Source organism: Mesorhizobium sp. WSM4989, assembly GCF_029625795.1.
Lineage (GTDB): Bacteria > Pseudomonadota > Alphaproteobacteria > Rhizobiales > Rhizobiaceae > Mesorhizobium.
The window spans coordinates 1,200,193-1,220,744 of record NZ_JARTVN010000001.1 but is presented as its reverse complement, the minus strand read 5'-3'; the positions used below and the strand labels follow the sequence as shown (position 1 = coordinate 1,220,744).

The window sequence follows — 20,552 nt, the reverse complement described above, 5'->3', positions numbered from 1 at the left end:
TAACCCCCAGCCAGCGGCCCTGAGACCCTATGTGACGCAACGTTACCACCGGCCTCGCGTCACGACAATTGAGCAGCTGCTCAAAAACTAACGGATGCTAAACGCGACCGTTTCTTTCAGCAAAACCCATTGCGCGATTGCCGGGCCGGGTATGTGAAATGGCTCGCATAGCCCGCACCGCAATCCGGTATTTCTTGCACGACATTGCAGAGCTTGTGTAACCGGGCAGTGCCGCCCGGATGGATCCAAACGCCTTATCCGTCACACGGCTTTGTCAAGCCGCCGCTTATATGGCAGGGTACGGTTGGCAGATTGCGGGAGCAGGTTCGAATGGAACAGCGCCGGTCATCGCAGAGCTTCAAGCGTAAGGAACTGGTCGCCAAGCTCAACGCCACGGGGGTGCGCGCCTTCAAGGCCGCGGCCGACACGGCCAAGCTGCGCGGCAATCCTTATGTGGAGCTCGTCCACTTCATCCAGCAACTGGTGCTGTCCGAGCGCTCGGACGTGCAGATGATCATCGCCGATGCCGGGTTGGACGTCAGCCGGCTGACGGCTGACATGACCCGGGCCATCGACAAGCTGCCTTACGGCGCGACCTCCGTCGAGGAATTCTCCGATCACATCTTCCACGCCATCCAGGAAGGCTGGAACCTGGCGACGCTGGAGTTCGGCGGCGAGGAGGTGCGCAGCGCCCATATCCTGCTGGCCTGCCTGAGGACGCCGGTACTGGAAGGCCTGGTGTCGAAAATCAGCGCCGAATTCGACAAAATCGATGCCGACGGCGTCGTTTCCCGTTTCGCCGATGTCACCGAAGGCTCGCTCGAAGCCGGCACACCTCCCGCCTCTGCCGCCGCCGAACAGCCGATGAAGCGCGGTCCGGGCGGAGATTCGGCGCTGGCCAAATACGCGACCGACCTCACGCTGCGCGCCCGCGACGGCAAGATCGATCCGGTCGTCGGCCGCGACCCGGAAATCCGGCAGATCGTCGACATCCTCATGCGTCGCCGCCAAAACAACCCGATCCTGACCGGCGAGGCCGGCGTCGGCAAGACGGCGGTGGTCGAAGGATTTGCGCTCCGCATCGCCCAGGGCGACGTGCCGCCGACGCTTGAGAATGTCAGCGTGCGCATGCTCGATGTCGGGCTGATGCAGGCGGGCGCCAGCGTAAAGGGCGAGTTCGAGAAGCGGCTGAAGGCGGTTATCGACGAGGTTCAGGCTTCCGAGATGCCGGTCATCCTGTTCATCGACGAGGCGCATACGCTGATCGGCGCCGGCGGTGCCGCGGGCACCGGCGACGCCGCAAATCTTTTGAAGCCGGCGCTGGCGCGCGGCGAGCTGCGCACCATAGCCGCCACGACCTGGGCCGAATACAAGCAGCATATCGAGAAGGACCCGGCGCTGACGCGCCGCTTCCAGGTGGTCAAGATCGAGGAGCCGTCGGAAGCTGTGGCCGTGCTGATGCTGCGCGGCGTCGCCGGCGTCCTGGAGCAGCACCACAAGGTCCAGATACTGGACGAGGCGATCGAGGCGGCGGTCGCGCTCTCGCACCGCTACATTCCGGCCAGGCAACTGCCGGACAAGGCCGTCAGCCTGCTCGACACCGCCTGCGCCCGCGTCGCGGTCTCGCAGCATGCGACGCCGGCCGAGGTCGAAGACATTCTGCGCCGCCGCCAGGCTCTGGAGGTCGAGAGCGGCATCATCGGCCGCGAGGCGGCGATCGGCATCGAGGTCGCCGACCGTCAGGCTCGCGTCGATGCCGGGCTGGCGGAAACCGAGACCACCTTAGCCGCCGCCCAGGCGCGCTGGGATCGCGAGAAAGCACTGGTCGCCGAGATTCTTGACCTGCGCGCTAAACTGCGCGGTGAAGGCGTGCCGCTCGATGCGGCGGGGGGAGAGGCCGGGGAGGAAACCGTAGCGGCTGAGCCGGCTGCGTCCGAAACTCCCGAAGCAAAGGCGCCCGAGAGCAAGGCGGCTGAAACCAAGCCCGCGAAATCCAAGGGCTCGAAAGCCAAGGCGGCGAAGGGCGAGGCGGTCGAACCCGAGGCGGTCGTCGGAGAGACGATCGCCGAGGGATCGGCCGGTTCGTCTGCCGATCTCGCGCGGCTGCGCGAGCTGATGGCGGAGCTTGCCGCGGCGCAGGGCGAGACGCCGCTGATCCTGCCTTCGGTCGATCGCAATGCGGTCGCCGCCGTGGTGCAGGACTGGACCGGCATCCCGACCGGTCGGATGCTGTCCAGCCAGACCGAGAAAGCGCTCAGGCTGGCCGCGACCCTTTCGGAACGCGTGGTCGGCCAGGATCACGCGATGGAGATGATCGCCAAACGTGTCCAGACCAGCCGCGCCGGCCTTGGCGCGCCGGAAAAGCCGGTCGGCGTATTCCTGCTCTGCGGCCCCTCCGGCGTCGGCAAGACCGAGACCGCGCTGGCGCTTGCCGAGACGCTTTATGGCGGCGAGCAGAACCTGATCTCGATCAACATGTCCGAGTTCCAGGAAGCGCATACCGTCTCGACGCTCAAGGGCGCGCCGCCCGGCTATGTCGGTTACGGCAAGGGCGGCATCCTGACCGAGGCGGTGCGGCGCAAACCCTATTCGGTGATCCTGCTCGACGAGGTCGAGAAGGCGCATCCGGACGTCCACGAAATCTTCTTCCAGGTCTTCGACAAGGGCATGATGGACGACAGCGAGGGCCGGCGCATCGATTTCAAGAACACGCTGATCCTGCTCACCTCGAATGTCGGCTCCGACGTCATCATGGACCGCACCAAGAGCGGCACCGTGCGGACCGGCATTGACGATCTCGACGCGGCCCTGCGCACGCCGCTGCTGAAAGTTTTTCCGGCCGCCTTCCTCGGTCGGGTGGTCACCATACCCTATTATCCACTGTCGGATTCGATGATCGAGGCGATCGCCCGCCATCAGTTCGGCAAGATCGCGCGGCGGCTTAAAGCAACCAACGATGCCGAACTGGTCATCGGCGACGGCGTCATGGATCTGGTCAAGGCGCGCTGCACCGAGATCGAGTCCGGCGGCCGCATGATCGACGCCATCCTCACCAACACGCTGCTGCCGGAGCTCAGCCGCGGCGTGCTCAACCGCTCGCTGGAGGGCGCGAAGATGACGAAGGTCACCGTCGGCGCGTCCAAGGAAGGTTTTACCTACTCCTTCGAGTAGCCGCAGCAACTCCGGGGAAGGAGTGTAGCGCCCAATCGGGCCAAGCTATTTTGAATGTGGAGTCGGGGAACTTTTGCTCCGCTGCCGATTTTGGATATGCTGCTGATTCGAATGGCCGGAAGGGTGCCGCCGATGACGAAAAACCTTGCGATCTCCGCTCTCGTTCTGGCCACGGCCATTGGCGTGTCCGCCGCGACGTTCGCCGGCGACCGGCAGCTCAAGCGCCCGGTCGAGCAGGAGCGCTACGTTCCGGCCGAAGGCGACCTCATCGACATCCTGTTCGGCGGACCGCGCTACTATGACGCCATGCTGGTCACTTCGGCGGCGGGCGCATGTTCGTACCACCGGAGGGGGCCGGACGCGAACGCGCTGAACAAAATCAACGACCATCACTGCGGAAAATGAGGTCTGCCCCGCGCCATTCGTACGGGCCAGCCGTCGGCAAGCCGCGACCGCCCCATTGATCATGCCGCGAACTGATCGTTCGCCGAGGTGGCTGGCCGTTCGGACAGCCAGTCCTCAGCCTGCCCCGCGGTTGGGCCGCTCTGCCGTCGCACACATTCAGCCCAAACATTGTATACAATAACAAAGAAATCTGTTGACAATCTGTCCCAGGCGGCTTCCCATAGGCTATCCGCGCAGCCAATGAGCAAAAACAAAAGCGCGATAACCAGAAGGGAACCGATATGATCAACCGACGCTCGACTTTGAAATCGCTGGTGCTTGGCGCCGTCTCGACCCTGGCCATGGCCGCCATAGGCATCCCGTCCGCGCAGGCTGAAAACAAGGAACTGAAGATCGGCTTTGTTGGTGTCACCAGCGGTCCCGCCGCCGCCTGGGGCACGTCCAATGTGCGCTCGATGCAGACGCGCGCCGCCTGGCTCAACGAAAAAGGCGGCGTCAAGATCGGCGACGACACCTACAACATCAACATCGTCACCTTCGACGACCAGAAGGATCCCAAGCGCGCCATCGCCGGCATGGAGAAGATGGCGCAGGAGGGCATCCACTATGTCGTCGGACCCAATGTCGATGACGGCGCTGCTGCGGTGCGCCCTGTCGCCGAGGCCAACGGCATCATCTATTTCCCCTACGCCTTCCCGAAGGCGCTCTACCAGAAGCCGGCCTCGAACGCCGTGCTCGGCATGATCGCCAACTACCAGTCGGGCCCGGCGATCTATAAATACCTCAAGGAAAACAAGGGCGTGAAGACGATCGCCTTTGTCGCCGCGAACGAATCCGACCCGCTCAGCCAGCGTGACAGCGGCGTCGAGGCGGCCAAGGCGCTCGGGCTCGACGTCGTCGCGCAGAACGACACGTACCAGAACGACACCCGCGACTTCACGCCGGTGCTGACCCCGATCGTCGCGCTGAAGCCCGATCTGCTGGTGCTGTCCGGCGTGGCGCCGGCCAACGCGCCGCTGCTCATCCGCGCCGCCCGCGAGCTCGGCTTCGAGGGCCTGATCTCGACCGAGACGGCGCAGGACGCCAAGGTTCTGGAGGAGGGCGCCGGCGAATACGCCAACGGCTTCATCTCCGTCGGCGGTGCCTCGACGCCGGAGATCGCTTCCGACGAGATGAAGGAGTTCGTCGCCCGCTACACCAAGATGTTCGGCGAGTATAACGACGAGTCGAATACCAAGGTTTACGCTTTGGAGTACATCATCGAGACGATGAAGGCCAATCCGGCCGCCATCAACAATGTCGACGAATTCAAGAAGACCATGGACACCTTCTCGGCGCCCAACCCCTTCCTCAAGGGCGACGCCAAGCTGAGCTATGTCGGCGCGACCTCCTTCGGCCAGAAGCGTCAGCTAGCCGTGCCGATGGTGGTCAACGAATACAAGGACGGCGCTTTCCAGACCCTGTTCGTCGGCTCCGTCGACTAGGTTTGGGTTCCTAAGGTTACTTCCTCCCGAATGCCGGGGGTCCGGGCGATGCTCGGACCCCGCGGAAGATCGAAGGGATCCATGGAACAGGTCATCGCCAACGGATTGTATCTCGGCGCCCAGTACGCGCTGATCGCGCTCGGGCTAACCCTGATCTTCGCCCTGATGAACGTGCTGAATTTCGCCCACGGGCAGATGTACGTTCTGGGCGGGTTCATCACCTACACCGTCTACGGCCAACTCGGCCTGCCTTTCGTGGTGGCGCTGCTGGCCTCCGGTGTGACGCTTGCCGTCATCGGCGCGCTGATGGAGAAGTTCCTCTTTCGAACGGTCATCCGCCGCAGTCACCGCGAGGAGAGCACCATGCTGCTCGCCGCGGCCACGGCCTTCTTCTTCGACGCCGTTATCCTGCTCATGTTCGGTGAGAAGCAGCGCGGCGTTCCCAAGATCGTCAAGGGCGTCTTCAACGAAGCCGGCATCATCATGCCTTATGACCGCCTGGTTGTTGGCGCTCTGGCCATCGTCTTCATCGCCGCCTTTGTCCTTTACATGCAGTACAGCCGGGTCGGCCGCGCCATGCGCGCGCTCGCCCAGGACCGGGTCGCGGCCCAGCTGATGGGTGTCAGGGTCGACCGCTATTCCATGATCGGCTTCGCGCTCGGTGCCATGCTGGCGGGCGTTGTCGGCGGCCTGCTGGTCACCATCACCGGCGTCAATTCCGGCATTGGCGGCCCGATCTCGATCAAGGCCTTCCTGATGGTGATGATCGGCGGCGCCGGCGTCGTCGGCGGCGCGATCGCCGGCGGCTTCATCCTCGGCATGATGGAATCGGTCGGCCTGACCGCGCTGCGCGAATATGGCGACGTCACCTACCTCGTCATCTTCGCCGCCCTGATGGTGTTTCTGTCGATCCGCCCCAACGGGCTGATGGGCAAGCCGTGGGGTTGATCGCGCCATGACCCGCAATCGCAACATGAAGATCGCTTCGGTCGCAGCCTTCCTGGCGATCGTCTTCATCGCCGTGCCGGCCGCGATCTCGGCCAGCGGCCGCATCGACCTCTACTACACGCTGACTTCGGTGGCGCTGCTCAGCATCGCCAGCGCCGGCGTGTGGCTCACCTTCTACATCGGTCGCATCAATATCGGCCAGGGCGCCTATGCGCTGATGGGCGGCTATGTCTCGGCCATACTGGTGATGAACCACGGCTGGTCGTTCTGGCTGACGCTGCCTGTCGCGGGTCTCTTCTGCGCCGGCGCGAGCGTGCTGATCGGTCTGCCGATCCTGCGGTTGCGCGGCGTCTATTTCGCCATGGTGACGCTGGTTCTGACCGAGGTCGTGCGGCTCTTGGCGCTGGCGCTGCCGATCACCAACGGCGCCAAGGGCATCGTCAGCATCCCGCTGCCCGGTGCGCTCTCGGTCTTCGGGCTGACCATCATCCCGGACTTCGCCACGCTGCAGAATTCGCGGCTCGCGTTCTACCTGCTGGCGGTCACGCTGATGGTGGGCTGCTTCGCGGTGATGTATCGGCTGGTCAACTCGCGCATCGGCAAGCTCTGCCAGTCGCTGCAGCAGAACGAGGAACTCGCCTCCTCGATCGGCGTCAACATCGCCTATCTGCGCGTCATCGCCTATGCGGTGTCCTCCTTCTTCGGCGGTCTCGCCGGCGCCATCTTCGCCGCCATCTCGCAGTCGATCTATCCGTCGAGCTTCACGGTCACCGATTCCGTCAACTTCATGCTGAACTGCTTCCTCGGCGGCCTCGGCTACGTGTTCGGTCCGATGCTCGGCACGCTGGTGCTCTATTTCGGCTGGGACCTCTTGTTCCAGACCGGCCAATTCCAGCTCCTGATCTATTCCGGCCTGATGATCGTTTTGATGCTGGTGCTGCCAAACGGCCTGCTCAGCCTCACGGTTCCGACCCGGAAGAAGGCTTGAGCCATGGCCGAAATGCTCGAAGTTTCCGGCATCACCAAGCGCTTCGGCGGTCTCGTCGCGGTTAACAACGTCTCCTTCTCGGTGCGCGAGCAGGAGATTCTCTCGGTCATTGGTCCGAACGGCGCCGGCAAATCGACGCTGTTCAAGCTGATCTCGTCGTTCCTCAGGCCAACGTCCGGCGAGGTCCGCCTGAAGGGTGAACGCATCTCCGGCATGGCGCCGCATATCGCCGCGCGCAAGGGCGTCGTGCGCACCTTCCAGGAAACGACGATCTTCAAGAACATGAGCGTGCGCGACAACGTCATTATCGCGCATCATCTGCGCTCGAAGGCGAGCCTCGTCGGCTTCTTTCTCGGCACCGGCACGGCCAAGGCCGACGAAGCGGCTTTCGGCCAGTCCGCCGACGAGATCCTGGCGCTGCTCGGCCTGGCTTCGCTTGCCAGTGAGATCGCCCGCAACCTGCCACATGGCCATTTGCGGGCGCTGGGCATCGCTATCGGCCTTGCCACCGATCCCTCGATCCTGCTGCTCGACGAGCCCTTTGCCGGCATGAATCACGACGAGACGATGCGCATGGTGGCGATGGTGCGGCGCCTGCGCGATCTCGGCCTCACCATCCTGCTCGTCGAGCACGACATGCCGGCCGTGATGAAGATCTCGGACCGTATCGTGGTGCTCAATTTCGGGCAGAAGATCGCCGAGGGAACACCGTCGGAAATCCAGGCCAACGAGAAGGTCATCGAAGCCTATCTCGGCAGCGAAGACGAGGCGATCGGGCTATGAACCAGATCCTGAACTTCGCCGGCGTCGAACTCTATTACGATCACGTATATGCGCTGAAGGGCGTCTCGCTCGAGGTCAATGAGGGCGAGACCGTCGCGCTGATCGGCGCCAACGGCGCCGGCAAGTCGTCGATCCTGCGCGCCATTACCGGGCTCAACCGGATAAGGTCCGGAGAGATCCACTACAGCGGCAAGCGCATCGACGGTGCCGCTCCAGACGAGATCGTCAAGATGGGCATCGCCATGGTGCCGGAAGGGCGCCGCGTCTTTCCCTATATGACGGTCAGGGACAACCTTTTGATGGGTGCCTTCACGCGCTCGAGCAAGGCCGAGATCGCGGCGACGTTGGAGATGGTGCTGGGGCGCTTTCCCCGGCTGAAGGAGCGCTTCTCCCAAGCTGCCGGCACGATGAGCGGCGGCGAACAGCAAATGCTGGTCATCGGCCGCGCGCTGATGGCCAAGCCGAAGCTTTTGCTGCTCGACGAGCCGTCGCTCGGAGTCGCGCCAAAACTTGTCCAGGACATCGCCCGCTCGATTGTCGCCATCAACCGCGACGAGAAGGTCAGCGTTCTGTTGGTCGAGCAGAATTCCCGCATGGCGCTTCGCATTTCGCAGCGCGCCTATGCGCTGACCACCGGCAGCGTCGCCCTGAGCGGCAACTCCGCCGAACTGCTGAGCGACGACCGGGTCAAGCGTCTTTATCTCGGCGGCGAGATCTGAGGCTGATTTCCATGCGCATACTCGTCATCAACCCCAACACGACCGCTTCGATGACCGGCAAGATCGGCAAGGCGGCGACAAGCGTCGCGTCCTCAGGAACCGAGATCGTCGCTGTCAATCCGGCCGATGGTCCGCCGAGCATCGAGGGCTATTTCGACGAGGTGTTCGCCGTACCGGGCATCATTGCCGAGATGAGCAAGGCGCCGGCGGCGGATGCCTATGTGATCGCCTGCTTCGACGATACCGGGCTCGACGCCGCGCGCTGCGCGACCGAAGCGCCGGTCATCGGCATCGGCGAGGCGGCCTTCCATCTCGCCAGCCTTGTCGCCGGCAAGTTCAGCGTCGTCACCACGCTCGCCCGCTCAGTCCCCGCCATCGAGCACAACCTTGCGAAATACGGTCTTTCCTCGCGCTGCGCCAAAGTGCGCTCGTCGGAAGTCGCCGTGCTCGAGCTTGAACGGCCAGGGTCGAACGCCAGGCATCGGATCTCGGACGAGATCGCGCGCGCCATTCGCGAGGATCACGCCGAGGCGATCGTGCTGGGCTGCGCCGGCATGGCCGACCTTGCGCACAGCCTGTCGCAAGAGCATGGCGTTCCGGTGCTTGACGGCGTCGTCTGCGCCGTCACCCTGGCCGAGAGCCTGTTCAAGGTCGGCTTGAAGACATCGAAGATCGGCGGCTATGCCGCCCCGCGAGGCAAGCGTTTCGCGGGTATCTTCGCTTCGGCGTCTCCCCCGGGCGCCGGTTCGCCTGGGTAAACGTGGCCCCGGGAGATCGGTCCCGCGGGATTGACCGGGGCGCGAGCGCCATTAGATTGGACCGGCCGCTGGCGATTTGGGGGCAGAGCGGGCCGCGTCGGGCCTGCGCATTGAAAGCATGTTGACGGTACTCAGAGAAGACGATCGCGACGACAAGCCGGCAGCGCGCTGGTCGCCGATCTACTATGGGCTGAGAGACGCCATCGTCAGCCATCGTCTCGCCCCGGGCACCAAGCTGCCGGAGGACGAACTGGCGTCGATCTATTCGGTGAGCCGCACCGTCGTCCGCGCCGCCTTGCAGGCCCTTGCGCATGACCGGCTGGCGCGGCTGGAGCCCAACCGCGGCGCCTTCGTCGCGCAGCCCTCGAAGATCGAGGCGCGCGAAGTGTTCGAGGCGAGGGCGCTGATCGAGCCCAAGGTGGCGGCGCTCGCCGCCAAGGCGGCGGTGCCCTCCGACATCGCGCAATTGCGAATGCACCTGGAGAAGGAGCATGAGGCGCTGCATGCCGGTCGCGACAGCGACGCCATCATGCTGTCGGCGCGCTTCCATGTCGGCATCGCCGAGATCGCGGCGCATTCGGTATTCACCAACTTCGTGCGCGACCTCGTCTCGCATTCCTCGCTGATCATCGCGCTCTACTGGAAACGCCGCGACGCGACCTGCGAGAAACATGCCCATCACGCGTTGGTCGACGCCATTGAAGCCGGCGACAGCGCCGACGCCGCGGCGCTGATGAACAGCCATCTGGTCGATCTGCTCTCGGGGCTCGATCTTACCGACAAGGTCGAGAAGTCCGACAGCCTCGCTGATCTGCTCCGCGCCTGAAGGAAGCGAGCCCGGTTAGGCCAAGATAGGCTGACACCCCTGGCGCGAGGTCAGCGCGACCCGCGGCGTGATCAGGCCTTGCTTCACCGTGTCATGCACCTGCTGAAGCCGCACCACCGATACTTTGACGCCGGCCTGCGCTATCGCCGCCCCATCCAGTCGCTGATCGCTGCCAGGTCGGCTGATGCGTTAGGCCTGAGTCTGCCGTTCCCTCGGCCGTTTTCGGGAGGTCTCGGCGCCGCCTCGATGCCTGATGTGATCGATGAAGGCGCGCAGTTTGGGCAGGACCTGATGTTTTTCCGGATAGTAGAGGAAGACACCCGGCGATGTCGCAGCGAAGGCCGAAAGCAGCGCCTCGAGGCGCCCGTCCGCGAGCGCCGCGGCGGCAATCGGGCTTGGCACCTGGGCAAGCCCGGCGCCCTGGATCGCAGCGCCAAGCAGCGTGGGATAGTCGTGTGCAATGAACGGCCCGGAAACGATTGCCTCGACCGCCTTGTTGCCTTTGGCGAAGCGCCACGGCGCGACCGAACCGTTCGATCGGCGCAGGCGCAGGCAGGCATGGTGGCGCAGATCCTCGATGCGCTCCGGCGTTGTTCGCTGGCGTAGATAGTCGGGACTGCCGACGACCACCATCGGGAAGGACGGCGTCAGTCGAACCGCGACCATGTCGGCCGCGATGAGGTCGCCGAGCCGGATACCGGCGTCGAATCCCTCGGCTGCGAGGTCCGCCAGCTCGCCGCTAGCGACGATCTCCAGCTCGATCTCGGGATAGGCCTGGCAGAAGGACGCGATCATCGGCTCCAGCAGCGTCGGCACCACCGCAGGCGGTACCGACAGGCGCAAAAGCCCAGCCGGCCGCTGGCCGACTTCGCGCGCGACCTCGCTTGCTGCTACCAATTCCTCGAAGGCTGGCCGGGCACGCGAGAAAAAACGCTCGCCGGCTTCGGTCAGGCCGACGCTGCGTGTCGTGCGGACGAACAACGCGGCGCCGATGCGAGCTTCCAATGTCCGCACCGCCTGGCTGATCGCCGATGGCGTGACGCCGAGCTCCGCCGCCGCCTTGCGGAAATTGCGATGCCTGGCGACGCTCAGGAACGCCTCGACGCCGTCGAGGGCGCCATGCCGGACTGTGAAGTTTTGCTTCATGACCCATTGAGATTATCGCGGATAGTTCCCGGCACAAAGCGGTCGTATCTGTGTTGTCGATTGGAAGGCTGGAGGGAAGTGGCAATGACGGACGATTTGGATCGCGTGCGGTTGCGGGCGTCGGGGCCGCCGCCTTCGCTAAATCTCTGTTGGAAGGCCGTCTCGGTATCCTGAAGGCGGTATTCGAAGCCGTTCCAGCCAATCTCTAACGGGAGGCAAGTATGACGCCGGCGACGATCTTCAACATCCATCTCGTCCTGGGCTACGTCCCGTGGCTGCTCTGCTTCGGCGCCTATATCTGGCCGAGGCTCAGGCTCATGGACCGCGTCGAGGCGCAGCGCGCTATCGCGACGCTGCACAGCTTCCGCTTCTTCGGGCTGGTCTTCCTGGTTCCGGGCGTGGTTGGCCCGAATCTCCCGGCGGACTTCGCGGTCTTTGCCGCCTATGGCGATTTCGCGACCGGGCTGCTGGCCATGCTGGCGCTGCTTGGCGTGAAGCGGTCCTCGATCTTCTGGCCGTCCGTCGCGGCCTTCAATCTGGTGGGAATAGTCGACCTCGTCGGCGACTACTATCACGGCACCGTGCTTCATCTGCCCGAGCAGGCCGGGCAGCTGGGCGCCGCATACGCGATCCCGATCATCTATGTGCCCCTGCTGATGATTACGCACGTGGCCGCCCTTTATCTTCTGGCGCGACCTCAGCCCAAGACCGAGCCGGGCGCGGACAATAGGAAGGCGGGCGGTCTCAGTTCCCTTCGCTCTCCTTCATCCGTTCGATGATCGATCGGGCCGAAGCGCCGGTCGTTTCGCCGAGCTTCGTTTGCTCATTCTGCACCATCGCCAGCGCCGTTCCCGGCTCGCCCTCCCACAGGATCAGGCTTGCCGCGCCGACCAGCCCGGCGCGATCGCCGAGCTCGGCCGGCACGATCGGCACGTCGCGATAGGCTTGCATGGCGCGTTCCTCGACCGTCGCCCTGATGCCCGGCGCCAGCAGATCGAACCCGTTTGCGAGGCCGCCCCCCATGACGATCAGGTCCGGCGAATAGAGATGCAGGAGATTGGTGAAGCCGATGCCCAGCCATTTCGCCTCGGTCTCGACCAGTTCGCAGGCGGCCGCGTCGCCGGCGCGCGCGGCATCCACGACATGCCGGGCCGAGACGTCGCCGTCGTCGGAAAGACGTCTGAGCACCGAGCCGTCGCCTGGCTTGGTAAGCCGCGTCGCCCGGCGCCCGAGCGCGGTGCCGGAAGCAACGGCCTCGAAGCAGCCGACGTTGCCGCAGAAACAGCGGTCGCCTTCGCCGGTGATCGTCATGTGGCCGATCTCGGCCGCGAGCCCGCGCCTTCCATGGTAGATGTGGCCATCAGCAACCACGCCGCCGCCGATGCCGGTCGAGACGGTGACGAACACCAGCGAGCCCGCGCCGCGGCCGGCGCCGAAACGCCACTCGCCGAGCGCCGCGGCATTGGCGTCGTTCTCCAGCCGTACCGGCAAGCCGAACTGGCGGCTGAGGATGTCGATCAGCGGCACGTTGTGCCAGCCGGCGAGCGTCGGCGGCCCGATGACGATGCCTGCCTTGGGGTCGAGCGGCCCCGGCGCGCACATGCCGATGCCGCTGACCTTTGCCTGCGGGTGTTCTTTAAGCAGCCTGTCCGCAAGCGCGCTGATCTGGCCGATGACCGCTTCCGATCCGGCGCCGGCAAGCGTCGGCGCCGAGACGCGCTTAACGACTTCGCCGCTGCGCTCGACCAGCGCGCCGCGCAGTTCCGTGCCGCCGAGATCGAAGGCAAGGGCGATCGTGCTCATCAGGCGGCGGCCTTCAGTCCATGCAGCCAGGCCATGCGCTGGGCGAGATCGGGATCGCCGAAAGCGAGCGAGCCCAGCACCACCGTGTCGGCGCCGGCGGCGCGCAGCAGCGGCACCGTCTCATGGCGGATGCCGCCATCGGCGGCGAGCCGGATGTCGGCCTCGCGGCCGGCCTTCCTCATCAGCGCGCGAGCCTCGGTCAGCCTTGGGCAGGCCTGCTCGGACAGGCTCTGTCCCTTGACCCCGATCGAGGTGCCGAGCAGCGTCACGAAGGCCACGCGTGGCAGGAAGGGCTCGATTGCTTCAAGGGGCGTCTCCAGCCGCAGCACCACGCCGGCCTCCGCGCCGAGCTCACGCGCCAGCTTCACGGCGCGCAAGCCTGCCGCGCCATTCTCGGCATGGATGGTTACGAGATCGGCACCAGCCTCGATGAACTGGCGCGTCTGAGCCTCGACGATCTCGGCCTCGACCATCAGATGGACGTGGATCGGCTTCGCCGTCAGCCTGGCGATGCGCGCCACCATGTCGGGGAAGAAAAGGAAGCTTGGCGTGAAGCGGGCATCCGCCACGTCGATATGGTGCAGATCGACATGGGCTTCGATGCGCTTCAGGTCGCGCTCCATATTGGCGAGATCCGCCGACCACAGCGAGAATTCGCCGATAAGCCGGTTGCGCGGCAGTGCGGCTATTGCCGCAGGTCCGGAGACGGGTTTGGCGGTCATGACGGAATGAGGCTCCGGGCATTCGAGTTGGACTGGAGGAAGGAACTGATCTGCTCGTGCAGTTCGATGAAATGTCTGGCGCTGTTGCGCGCCTTCGGCGTGATTTCGGCGAAGACCGCGCGGGGCATCGCGGCGGCAAGCGTGTAGGCGCTCGACAGCGGATGCACCGCGTCCATCGCGTTCCCGACGACCAGCGCAGGAATGTCGAGCGCCGCGACGTCGCGGTCGGAAACGCCTGGACCGTCGCCGGCGATGTCGGCGAGCACTTGCGCGAACTCCTTGGCGTCGGGCCGGTCGAAATAGCCGAGCAGCGAGGACAGATTGTCGGGCGCCTCGCGGTAGAGCCGCGTGGCCGTGTCCGATCGTGCGAAGATCGTCCGCCCTTTGTCGGCCCCGTGTTCCAGGATGAGCTCGGCGGCCTCGGTGATCGGCTGCATGTTCTGCGGTGCCGGCGAAAACGTCCATGCCGGCCGCACCAGGACCAGGGCGGCGACGCGCCGCGGATGACGGCAGGCGAGGCGAAGCGCGATCGCGGCGCCCATCGAGACGCCGCCGGCAACGAAGCGGTCGAGGCCGGCACGATCGGCAGCGGCAAGCACATCGTCAGCGAAGATTTCGAACGAGAACGGCCGCCGCTTGCCAAGCCCAGAGCCGCCATGCCCGCGGCATTCCAGCGTGATGCGCCGGAAGCCTGCGGGGAAAGTCTGCGCGACCTGCGCCTCGCCGCCGCCGAGCCCATGCTGAAAGACGACCGCCAGGCCTTCGCCGGTGTCGGTCATATGCAGCGTGGCACCGTCGCGCAGCAGCGTGCCCATCACATAAGCCCCTTGAGGAAGCGGGCGACGCCCGGCGCTTCCTCGGCCGAAAGCCCGTGCGTCACCAGCGGTCCGTCGAAGCCTGTGACCCTCAGGCGAGCGACGAAGTCGTCGAAGTCGACCACGCCTCGTCCGGCCGTGGCGAAGCGCCCATCGGCGAAACGGTCCTTGGCGTGCGCAAGCGCGACATGACCCGCCGTGCGCTCGACCGCTTCGGCAACGATGCCGCGTGCCTCGTCGGCATTCGCTCGCTCGAACAGATTGGCGGGGTCGAGCACGATGCGCAGCCGGTTCGAACCCATTTCGGAAATCAGCCGCGCGGCGTCATCGGCGGAGGTGACGATGTTGGCTTGCTCCGGCTCGATGCCGAGATCGACGCCGTGGTGCTCGGCGAGCTGAAGCGCCTTCTCCATTTCCCGCGCCATGTCGGCCCAAGCCGAGGGATCGGCATTGTCGGGGTGGTGCGCCCATTGTTCCTCGGCGTTGCGCGTTCCGGTGCACAGTGTCACCAGCGGGATCGAAAGCCTGGCGGCTGCCTCAATGACCACCCCGAGCCGCCGCAGCCCGTCATCGCGCACCCGGCTGTCCGGATGCGCCATGTTGTAGGTTCCCGACAGCGCGACGAGACCGACGCCGCTAGCCTTGGCCGCTGCGTCGATGGCGCGGATCGTCGCGTCGGGAACATCGTCCGGCATCGACGGCAGGCCGGCGCAGCCAAGGTTGAACTGGGTGACTGCGAAGCCCGCTTCGCGAACGGCGGCGAGCACGCCGGCCGGCTCGCCGCCTGGAAAAATCTTGGCGAACACCCCGACCTGCATCAGATCGCTCCGGTGACGCCGGCGAGCTCAACGCGCTGGCCGCTTTCGACCGAGCGGGCGATCGCCACCATGGCGCGGATCGAAGCGAGCCCGTCCTCCACGGTAGCGCCGCGCTGCGGCGCGCCGTTGAGCACCGTGTCGGCGAGGCCTTCCAGTTGGCGGCGGAAGAAGTGGCCGTCGGCGCCGAGCGGCTTGCGCGACGTCGCGTCCTTCTCATGAAAAATGTCGACCTCGCTGGCGCGGAAATACCAGGGATTGAAGGTCTTCGCGATCACCGAGCCGTTCTCGCCATAGAGCTGGAAGCCCTCGTGCCAGTCCATGCGCACCGCAACGGTCAGGTCGAGATGGCCGAGCGCGCCATTGGCGAACTCCGTCTCGACGAACCAGCAATAAGCGCCGAAGCGTTCGTTGAGCCGCGCGCGCACGGCGGTGATGTCGCCGCACAGGAAGCGCGCCGTGTCGACCAGATGCGAGCCATGCGCCAGCATGAAATACTGTCTCAGGTCCGCCTTCGGATTGCCGGCCGGCTTCCTCGCCAGCTTGCTGGTGACGGGCAGCGGCTGCACGGCGTCGGTATTGGTGTAGCGATGGGTGGAATCGCAATACCAGGCCTTCAGCGCCAGGATATCGCCCATCTCGTCGCGCACGAAATCGCGCGCCGCCTCCAGCGCCGGGTCGAAGCGCTTCATATGCCCGACCTGAAGCACCTTGCCGGAGCGCTTGACCGCTTCCGCCAGCCTCTCGCCTTCTTCGACGGAAATGCCGATCGGCTTTTCGCAAAGCACGTGCTTGCCTGCTTCGAGCGCCCTGATCGACATCGGCACGTGGTAGGCGTCGGACGTCGCGACGATCACCGCCTCCAACTTGGGGTCGGCGAGCATCTCGTCATAGTCGCCATACATTTTTTGCGGCTCGTAGGTGGCGCTCATGCGCGCAAGCAGGTCGGGCGCCGCGTCGCAGATCGCGTAGAGGTCGGCATTGGCCGCCTTCACGCAGGATTCCAGATGCGCGAACTGCGCGATCGGCCCGCAGCCGAGCACACCGACACGAAGACGACGGTCTTGTTTGCGGATCATCGCCTCAAGCCCCGTAGCCGCGCATGGTCTGGCGATTGGTCTTCACCGCGCCAGCCGGATCGGCGGCGGCGGTTTCGGATTCCTCCTCCAGCACCAGCCAGCCGTTGAAGTTGGGCGCGGCGCTTGCGATCTCGATCACCTTAGCCGTGTCGCAGACACCCTGGCCGAGCATCGCCCAACTGCCGTTGGCATCGACGTCTTTCAGATGCACATAGCGAATGCGGTCGCGATAGGTGGTGAGCGTATCGGCCATGTCCTGACGGCCGCGCAAGATGTGTCCGGTGTCCGGCACCCAGCCGACCAGCGATGGGTCAAGCAGGGAGAAGATGCGGTCATAATCGGCGCGGTCGAAGAGCAGCGTGTTGTGATGCGAGCTCGGATGCACAGCCACCTGCACGCCGGCCTTGCGCCCAAGTTCGCCGGCCTTGTTGTAGACCTCGGCGGCGATGGCGAATTTGTGGTCGCGCGGGCCGTCGGAGACGACGGTTGCCGAGCCCATCGACACCAGCGCTCCCGGAAAGGCGGCGGCGAAGTCGATCCAGCGACCGGCGGTTTCGAGGTCCTCGCCGATTTTCTCCTTGAGCGTGAAGCCGCTCTTCGAGCCGAAGGCGAACGAGACCAGCATGAGGCCGGATGCCTTCAACGCGGCGGCGAACTCCGCAGGCTTGCCGGCATAGCGACCGATCATCGTGTCGGTGATCTCGATGCCGGCATAGCCGCCGTCGGAAATCGCCTTGATGAGATCGTCCGGGCCGCCGCCAAAACGGTCGCCGAGCATCTCCCAGGTAAAAGTCTGGCAGCCGACTTTGAGGTCTTTCACGTTCATTCTTTCATTCCTTGATACCGCCCATTCCTTGGTGTCGCTCTGCGTCTTCATGGGAGGGACGTCCTACTTGACCGAGCCCGCGGTCATGCCTGCGAGGAAGAATCTCTGGGCAACGAGGTAGATGAGCAAAAGCGGTAACGAGCCGAGCACGCTCATCGCCATCATCTGGTTCCATTCGAAGGCGTGCTGCCCCATCAACAGCTGGATGCCGATCGGCACGGTGCGCATGGACGTCGACTTGGTCAGCGTCAGCGCAAAGAGAAATTCGTTCCAGCATAACAGGAAGGTGTAGACAGACGTCGCCACGATACCAGGCAGCGAGATCGGGACGATCACCCGCCAAAGCGCTGTCCAACTGGTGCCGCCGTCGACAGCCACCGCTTCATCGAGATCGCGGGGCAAGGTGTTGAGATATCCCGTCATCAGCAGGATCGCGTAGGGCAGCGTAAACACCAGGTAAGTCAGGATCAGCGCGATATAGGTGTCAAAGATGCCATATGAGACGACAAGCCCGAAGAAGGGGATGAGAAGCGTGATCGGCGGAATCGTCTGCGTGCTGATGATGAGTGTGTTCAGGCTGCCCTTGCCGCGAAAGTTGAAGCGGCTGAACCCGTAGGCCGCCAGCAAGGCGATCAGCACCGTCAGCACGGTCACCGCTGCCGCCACGAAGTAGCTGTTGAAGAAGAAGCGCAGCTTTACCGGGTCGCCAACGATGGCTGCGTACGCTTCCAGCGTGAAGGCCTTCGGCAGGATGGTTGGTGGCAGGGCAAAGATCTCGGTATTCGATTTGAACGAGCTGCTGAGCATCCAGTAGATCGGGAAGGCCGCGAAAAAGAGCCCCGCGACAAGCACTACATGGAGCGCGACGGTGATCAGCTTGTCTTTCGGCGTGTGCCTTTTCCTCATGGACTACCGAGCCTTTTGATAACGGATGTAGAACAGCGTCAGGCCAAGCGAGATCAGCAGGATGACCACAGCGCTCGCCGACGCCTGAGACAGGTTGTAGCTCGAAAACGCCAGCTTATAGGTGTAGGTGCTGAGGACCTCGGTCGAGTAGATCGGACCACCGCCCGTCGTTATCCAGATCAATGGGAAGACCTGCATGGTCCAGATGAAGTCGAGCAGCGAGATGCTGATGATGATGGGCATCAACTGCGGGATCGTGATGAAGATCAGCTTCTGGTAGGCCTTGGCGCCGTCGATATCGGCGGCCTCGTAGAAATCCTTGGGAATGCCCTGCAGGCCTGCGAGCAGGCTGACCATGAAAAGCGGGTACCCCGCCCAGATATTGGCGAAGGTGACGGCGTGCAGCGCGGTCTCGGGCGAGGAAAACCACTCGACCTTGGAACCGATGATGCCCATCTGCATGAGAATGCTGTTCACGACCCCGTTCGGCTCAAGCAGGAGGCGCCAGATCACGGCGATAATCACCGCAGTGAACAGCCAAGGCAGTATGTAGAGCACGCGCAGAATATTGCGCAGCGTCGGATTGATGCGGTCGCTGTTCAGCATGAGTGCGAAGACCATGCCGATGGTCATGTGGAAAACGACACTCATGCAAGTGAAGTAGAGCGTGTGCCACAGCGAAGCCCAAAACACCGGATCGGCAAAGATCGCCTGGTAGTGTTTCAGTCCGGCAAAGGATGGGTCACGGCGCAGCACCGCGCTGTTCTGGAACGAATAGGCAATCACCGTCACCATCGGCAGCAGCATCAGAAGACCGATTATGAGGAGCGAGGGCGACAGATAGAGATAGGGTGCGACCGCTCGTTTCAGTCTGTGATGGGAGCGCTTCTGCGGGGTCATGTGCCAACCTTGAAATACGCCTTCAAGAGAAGGTGAGCTTCGGAACACGGGTCCACCGATCCGTTGTGGCCGGGTGGCCTGCCCGAAGTCAGGCCACCCGGTCGAGAAAGTGAACGGGGAACAGGCCGATCAGAATTTCGCCATCCAGCCCTTTTGAGCGTTGGCTGCGGCTTGTTCCGGAGACTGCTCGCCGGCAAGCATCTTCTGGGCTTCCACGTCGAACTGGGTCATCAGGTCTTCCGCCACCGGCAGACCCGTGAACTCGTTGGCGAGATAACCGGTCTTGAAGATTTCGAAAGCCTTTGCGAATGCCTTGTCGGACGTCACGAAATCGGGCTTGGCGTTGACGTTGCCCGGGAAGGCGTTTGCAAGCGACACGAGCTTGGCGTTCACCTTTTCACTCATCAGATATTGGACGAGCTTCCAGGCCTCCTCCTGGTGCTTCGAGCCGGCAGAGATACCGATGCCCCAGGAGGCATAGGGAAGGCCGCGCTTGCCGTTGTAGTTCTCCACGACCGGGACCGGGATGAGGTCGAAGTTCAGCTTGGGATTGCGTTTGCGGATGAGGTTCACATGCGCGAGCGAGTCGATCATCATCCCGACCCGGTCGTTGACGAATTCCTCGACCTTCTCCTGTTCCGTCTTGGTGGCGATGCCGGGCGAGATGGTGCCGGCGTCGTTGAGCGATTTCACGAAGCTGAGCATATCCACCACCGGTTTGCCCTCGAGGTCGGGCTTGCCATTCGCCATCATCGACTGGCCCGAAGCCCAAACCCACGACATCATGTCGTTCTGAACGCCGGACGGTGTTTGCAGCGACAGGGGCAGCACCCAGCCATACTGGTTCTTGTCGGCATGGGTCATCTTCTTGGCGGCTTCGAGGAACTCCGCGCGGGTCGACGGCAGCTTGGTCACGCCTGCCTGGGCGGCGAGGTCCAGATTGACGAACACCGGATAGACGAACGAAGCGACCGGGAACATCACGGCCTTGCCGTCCACCTTGATGATGTCCGCGACCTGGGCTTTGTCGAACTTGCTCGCATCCATCATCGGGTTCATGTCGGAAAGCGCACCTTGCGCATTCAGATTGTTCACCCAGGCGCCATCGAGACCGACAACGTCGCTAAGCGTTCCGGTCGCAGCACCGACCGAGATCTGGTCTCGCGTGGTCGCATAGGGGCCGCTGACCAGCGTCACCTTGATCCCGGGGTTTGCAGCCTCGAACTCGTCCATGATTTTGCGCAAGGAGCCTGCGGGCAGCTCTGGCTCCCACCACTGCGTGAATTCCAGCGTCGTGTCCGCCATGGCGCCGGTTGCGCCGAGCAGCCATGCGGCCGCGGCCATTTTCAGCATCGCGGGTCGTATCCGAAACGTCATTTTCTCCTCCTTCTTAAGATCGACCGCACAATGCGGACGATCGTCTGCTTCATTCAGAAGTCTTCTTACGAGTACTTTCGC

General features: G+C 64.1%; 20 protein-coding genes. 10 read left to right on the top strand and 10 right to left on the bottom strand.

The features are described 5' to 3' along the window. Positions 1–330 precede the first annotated feature (330 nt). The 9 genes from tssH (at position 331) to P9217_RS06020 (ending at position 10,082) form a co-directional block, all read left to right on the top strand. Positions 331–3,171, top strand: coding sequence for a type VI secretion system ATPase TssH (gene tssH / locus P9217_RS06060; protein WP_278086415.1), 2,841 nt, complete (start codon positions 331–333; stop codon positions 3,169–3,171). A gap of 132 nt (positions 3,172–3,303) precedes the next feature. Next, complete coding sequence (locus P9217_RS06055; RefSeq protein WP_278086416.1) at positions 3,304–3,576, top strand: hypothetical protein; 273 nt, start codon at positions 3,304–3,306, stop codon at positions 3,574–3,576. A gap of 281 nt (positions 3,577–3,857) precedes the next feature. Next, a complete protein-coding gene (locus tag P9217_RS06050) occupies positions 3,858–5,060 on the top strand; it encodes an ABC transporter substrate-binding protein (RefSeq protein ID WP_095823900.1) in 1,203 nt (400 codons plus the stop codon). A gap of 81 nt (positions 5,061–5,141) precedes the next feature. Beyond that, entirely contained in the window at positions 5,142–6,008 is an 867-nt protein-coding gene (locus tag P9217_RS06045) for a branched-chain amino acid ABC transporter permease (RefSeq protein ID WP_095800998.1), read from the top strand. A gap of 7 nt (positions 6,009–6,015) precedes the next feature. Further along, the gene (locus P9217_RS06040) at positions 6,016–6,996 is read left to right on the top strand and encodes a branched-chain amino acid ABC transporter permease (RefSeq protein ID WP_095776296.1); all 981 of its coding nucleotides are present in this window, start codon (positions 6,016–6,018) and stop codon (positions 6,994–6,996) included. 3 nt (positions 6,997–6,999) lie between these two features. Further along, positions 7,000–7,779: an ABC transporter ATP-binding protein gene (locus P9217_RS06035; RefSeq protein ID WP_278086417.1), complete on the top strand. Its 780-nt coding sequence runs from the start codon at positions 7,000–7,002 to the stop codon at positions 7,777–7,779. Further along, entirely contained in the window at positions 7,776–8,498 is a 723-nt protein-coding gene (locus P9217_RS06030; RefSeq protein ID WP_066989044.1) for an ABC transporter ATP-binding protein, read from the top strand. The genes P9217_RS06035 and P9217_RS06030 overlap by 4 nt, the downstream gene beginning before the upstream one ends. A gap of 11 nt (positions 8,499–8,509) precedes the next feature. Next, entirely contained in the window at positions 8,510–9,256 is a 747-nt protein-coding gene (locus P9217_RS06025; protein WP_095823899.1) for an aspartate/glutamate racemase family protein, read from the top strand. Between the two features lie 118 nt (positions 9,257–9,374). Further along, complete coding sequence (locus P9217_RS06020; protein ID WP_066989406.1) at positions 9,375–10,082, top strand: GntR family transcriptional regulator; 708 nt, start codon at positions 9,375–9,377, stop codon at positions 10,080–10,082. Positions 10,083–10,271: 189 nt separating this feature from the next. Here P9217_RS06020 and P9217_RS06015 read toward each other — a convergent pair whose 3' ends face one another. Continuing rightward, positions 10,272–11,228 (bottom strand): LysR family transcriptional regulator, encoded by a 957-nt coding sequence (locus P9217_RS06015; RefSeq protein WP_278086418.1) that lies wholly within the window; start codon positions 11,226–11,228, stop codon positions 10,272–10,274. A 221-nt stretch (positions 11,229–11,449) separates the two neighbouring features. Between P9217_RS06015 and P9217_RS06010 the strand changes: the two genes are divergently transcribed. Beyond that, complete coding sequence (locus tag P9217_RS06010) at positions 11,450–12,007, top strand: hypothetical protein (protein WP_245307625.1); 558 nt, start codon at positions 11,450–11,452, stop codon at positions 12,005–12,007. Here the strand turns inward: P9217_RS06010 and P9217_RS06005 are convergent. The 9 genes from P9217_RS06005 to P9217_RS05965 form a co-directional block, all read right to left on the bottom strand. Continuing rightward, a complete protein-coding gene (locus tag P9217_RS06005) occupies positions 11,973–13,031 on the bottom strand; it encodes an ROK family protein (protein WP_278086419.1) in 1,059 nt (352 codons plus the stop codon). The genes P9217_RS06010 and P9217_RS06005 overlap by 35 nt on opposite strands. Beyond that, positions 13,031–13,753, bottom strand: coding sequence for a ribulose-phosphate 3-epimerase (locus P9217_RS06000; RefSeq protein WP_278086420.1), 723 nt, complete (start codon positions 13,751–13,753; stop codon positions 13,031–13,033). The genes P9217_RS06005 and P9217_RS06000 overlap by 1 nt, the downstream gene beginning before the upstream one ends. Further along, positions 13,750–14,568, bottom strand: coding sequence for an alpha/beta hydrolase (locus P9217_RS05995; RefSeq protein WP_278086421.1), 819 nt, complete (start codon positions 14,566–14,568; stop codon positions 13,750–13,752). The genes P9217_RS06000 and P9217_RS05995 overlap by 4 nt, the downstream gene beginning before the upstream one ends. Next, on the bottom strand, positions 14,568–15,386 hold the full coding sequence (locus tag P9217_RS05990; protein WP_278086422.1) for a sugar phosphate isomerase/epimerase: 819 nt from the start codon (positions 15,384–15,386) through the stop codon (positions 14,568–14,570). The genes P9217_RS05995 and P9217_RS05990 overlap by 1 nt, the downstream gene beginning before the upstream one ends. Next, positions 15,386–16,462 (bottom strand): Gfo/Idh/MocA family oxidoreductase, encoded by a 1,077-nt coding sequence (locus P9217_RS05985; protein WP_278086423.1) that lies wholly within the window; start codon positions 16,460–16,462, stop codon positions 15,386–15,388. Before P9217_RS05985 ends, P9217_RS05990 begins: the two co-directional genes overlap by 1 nt. Positions 16,463–16,466: 4 nt before the next feature. Further along, positions 16,467–17,288, bottom strand: a complete 822-nt coding sequence (locus P9217_RS05980; RefSeq protein WP_095801123.1) for a sugar phosphate isomerase/epimerase — start codon at positions 17,286–17,288, stop codon at positions 16,467–16,469. 63 nt (positions 17,289–17,351) lie between these two features. Further along, positions 17,352–18,194, bottom strand: a complete 843-nt coding sequence (locus P9217_RS05975) for a carbohydrate ABC transporter permease (protein ID WP_278086424.1) — start codon at positions 18,192–18,194, stop codon at positions 17,352–17,354. Between the two features lie 3 nt (positions 18,195–18,197). Beyond that, positions 18,198–19,094, bottom strand: a complete 897-nt coding sequence (locus P9217_RS05970) for a sugar ABC transporter permease (protein WP_095776286.1) — start codon at positions 19,092–19,094, stop codon at positions 18,198–18,200. A 129-nt stretch (positions 19,095–19,223) separates the two neighbouring features. Next, positions 19,224–20,471: a sugar ABC transporter substrate-binding protein gene (locus P9217_RS05965; protein ID WP_095800986.1), complete on the bottom strand. Its 1,248-nt coding sequence runs from the start codon at positions 20,469–20,471 to the stop codon at positions 19,224–19,226. Positions 20,472–20,552: the final 81 nt, after the last annotated feature.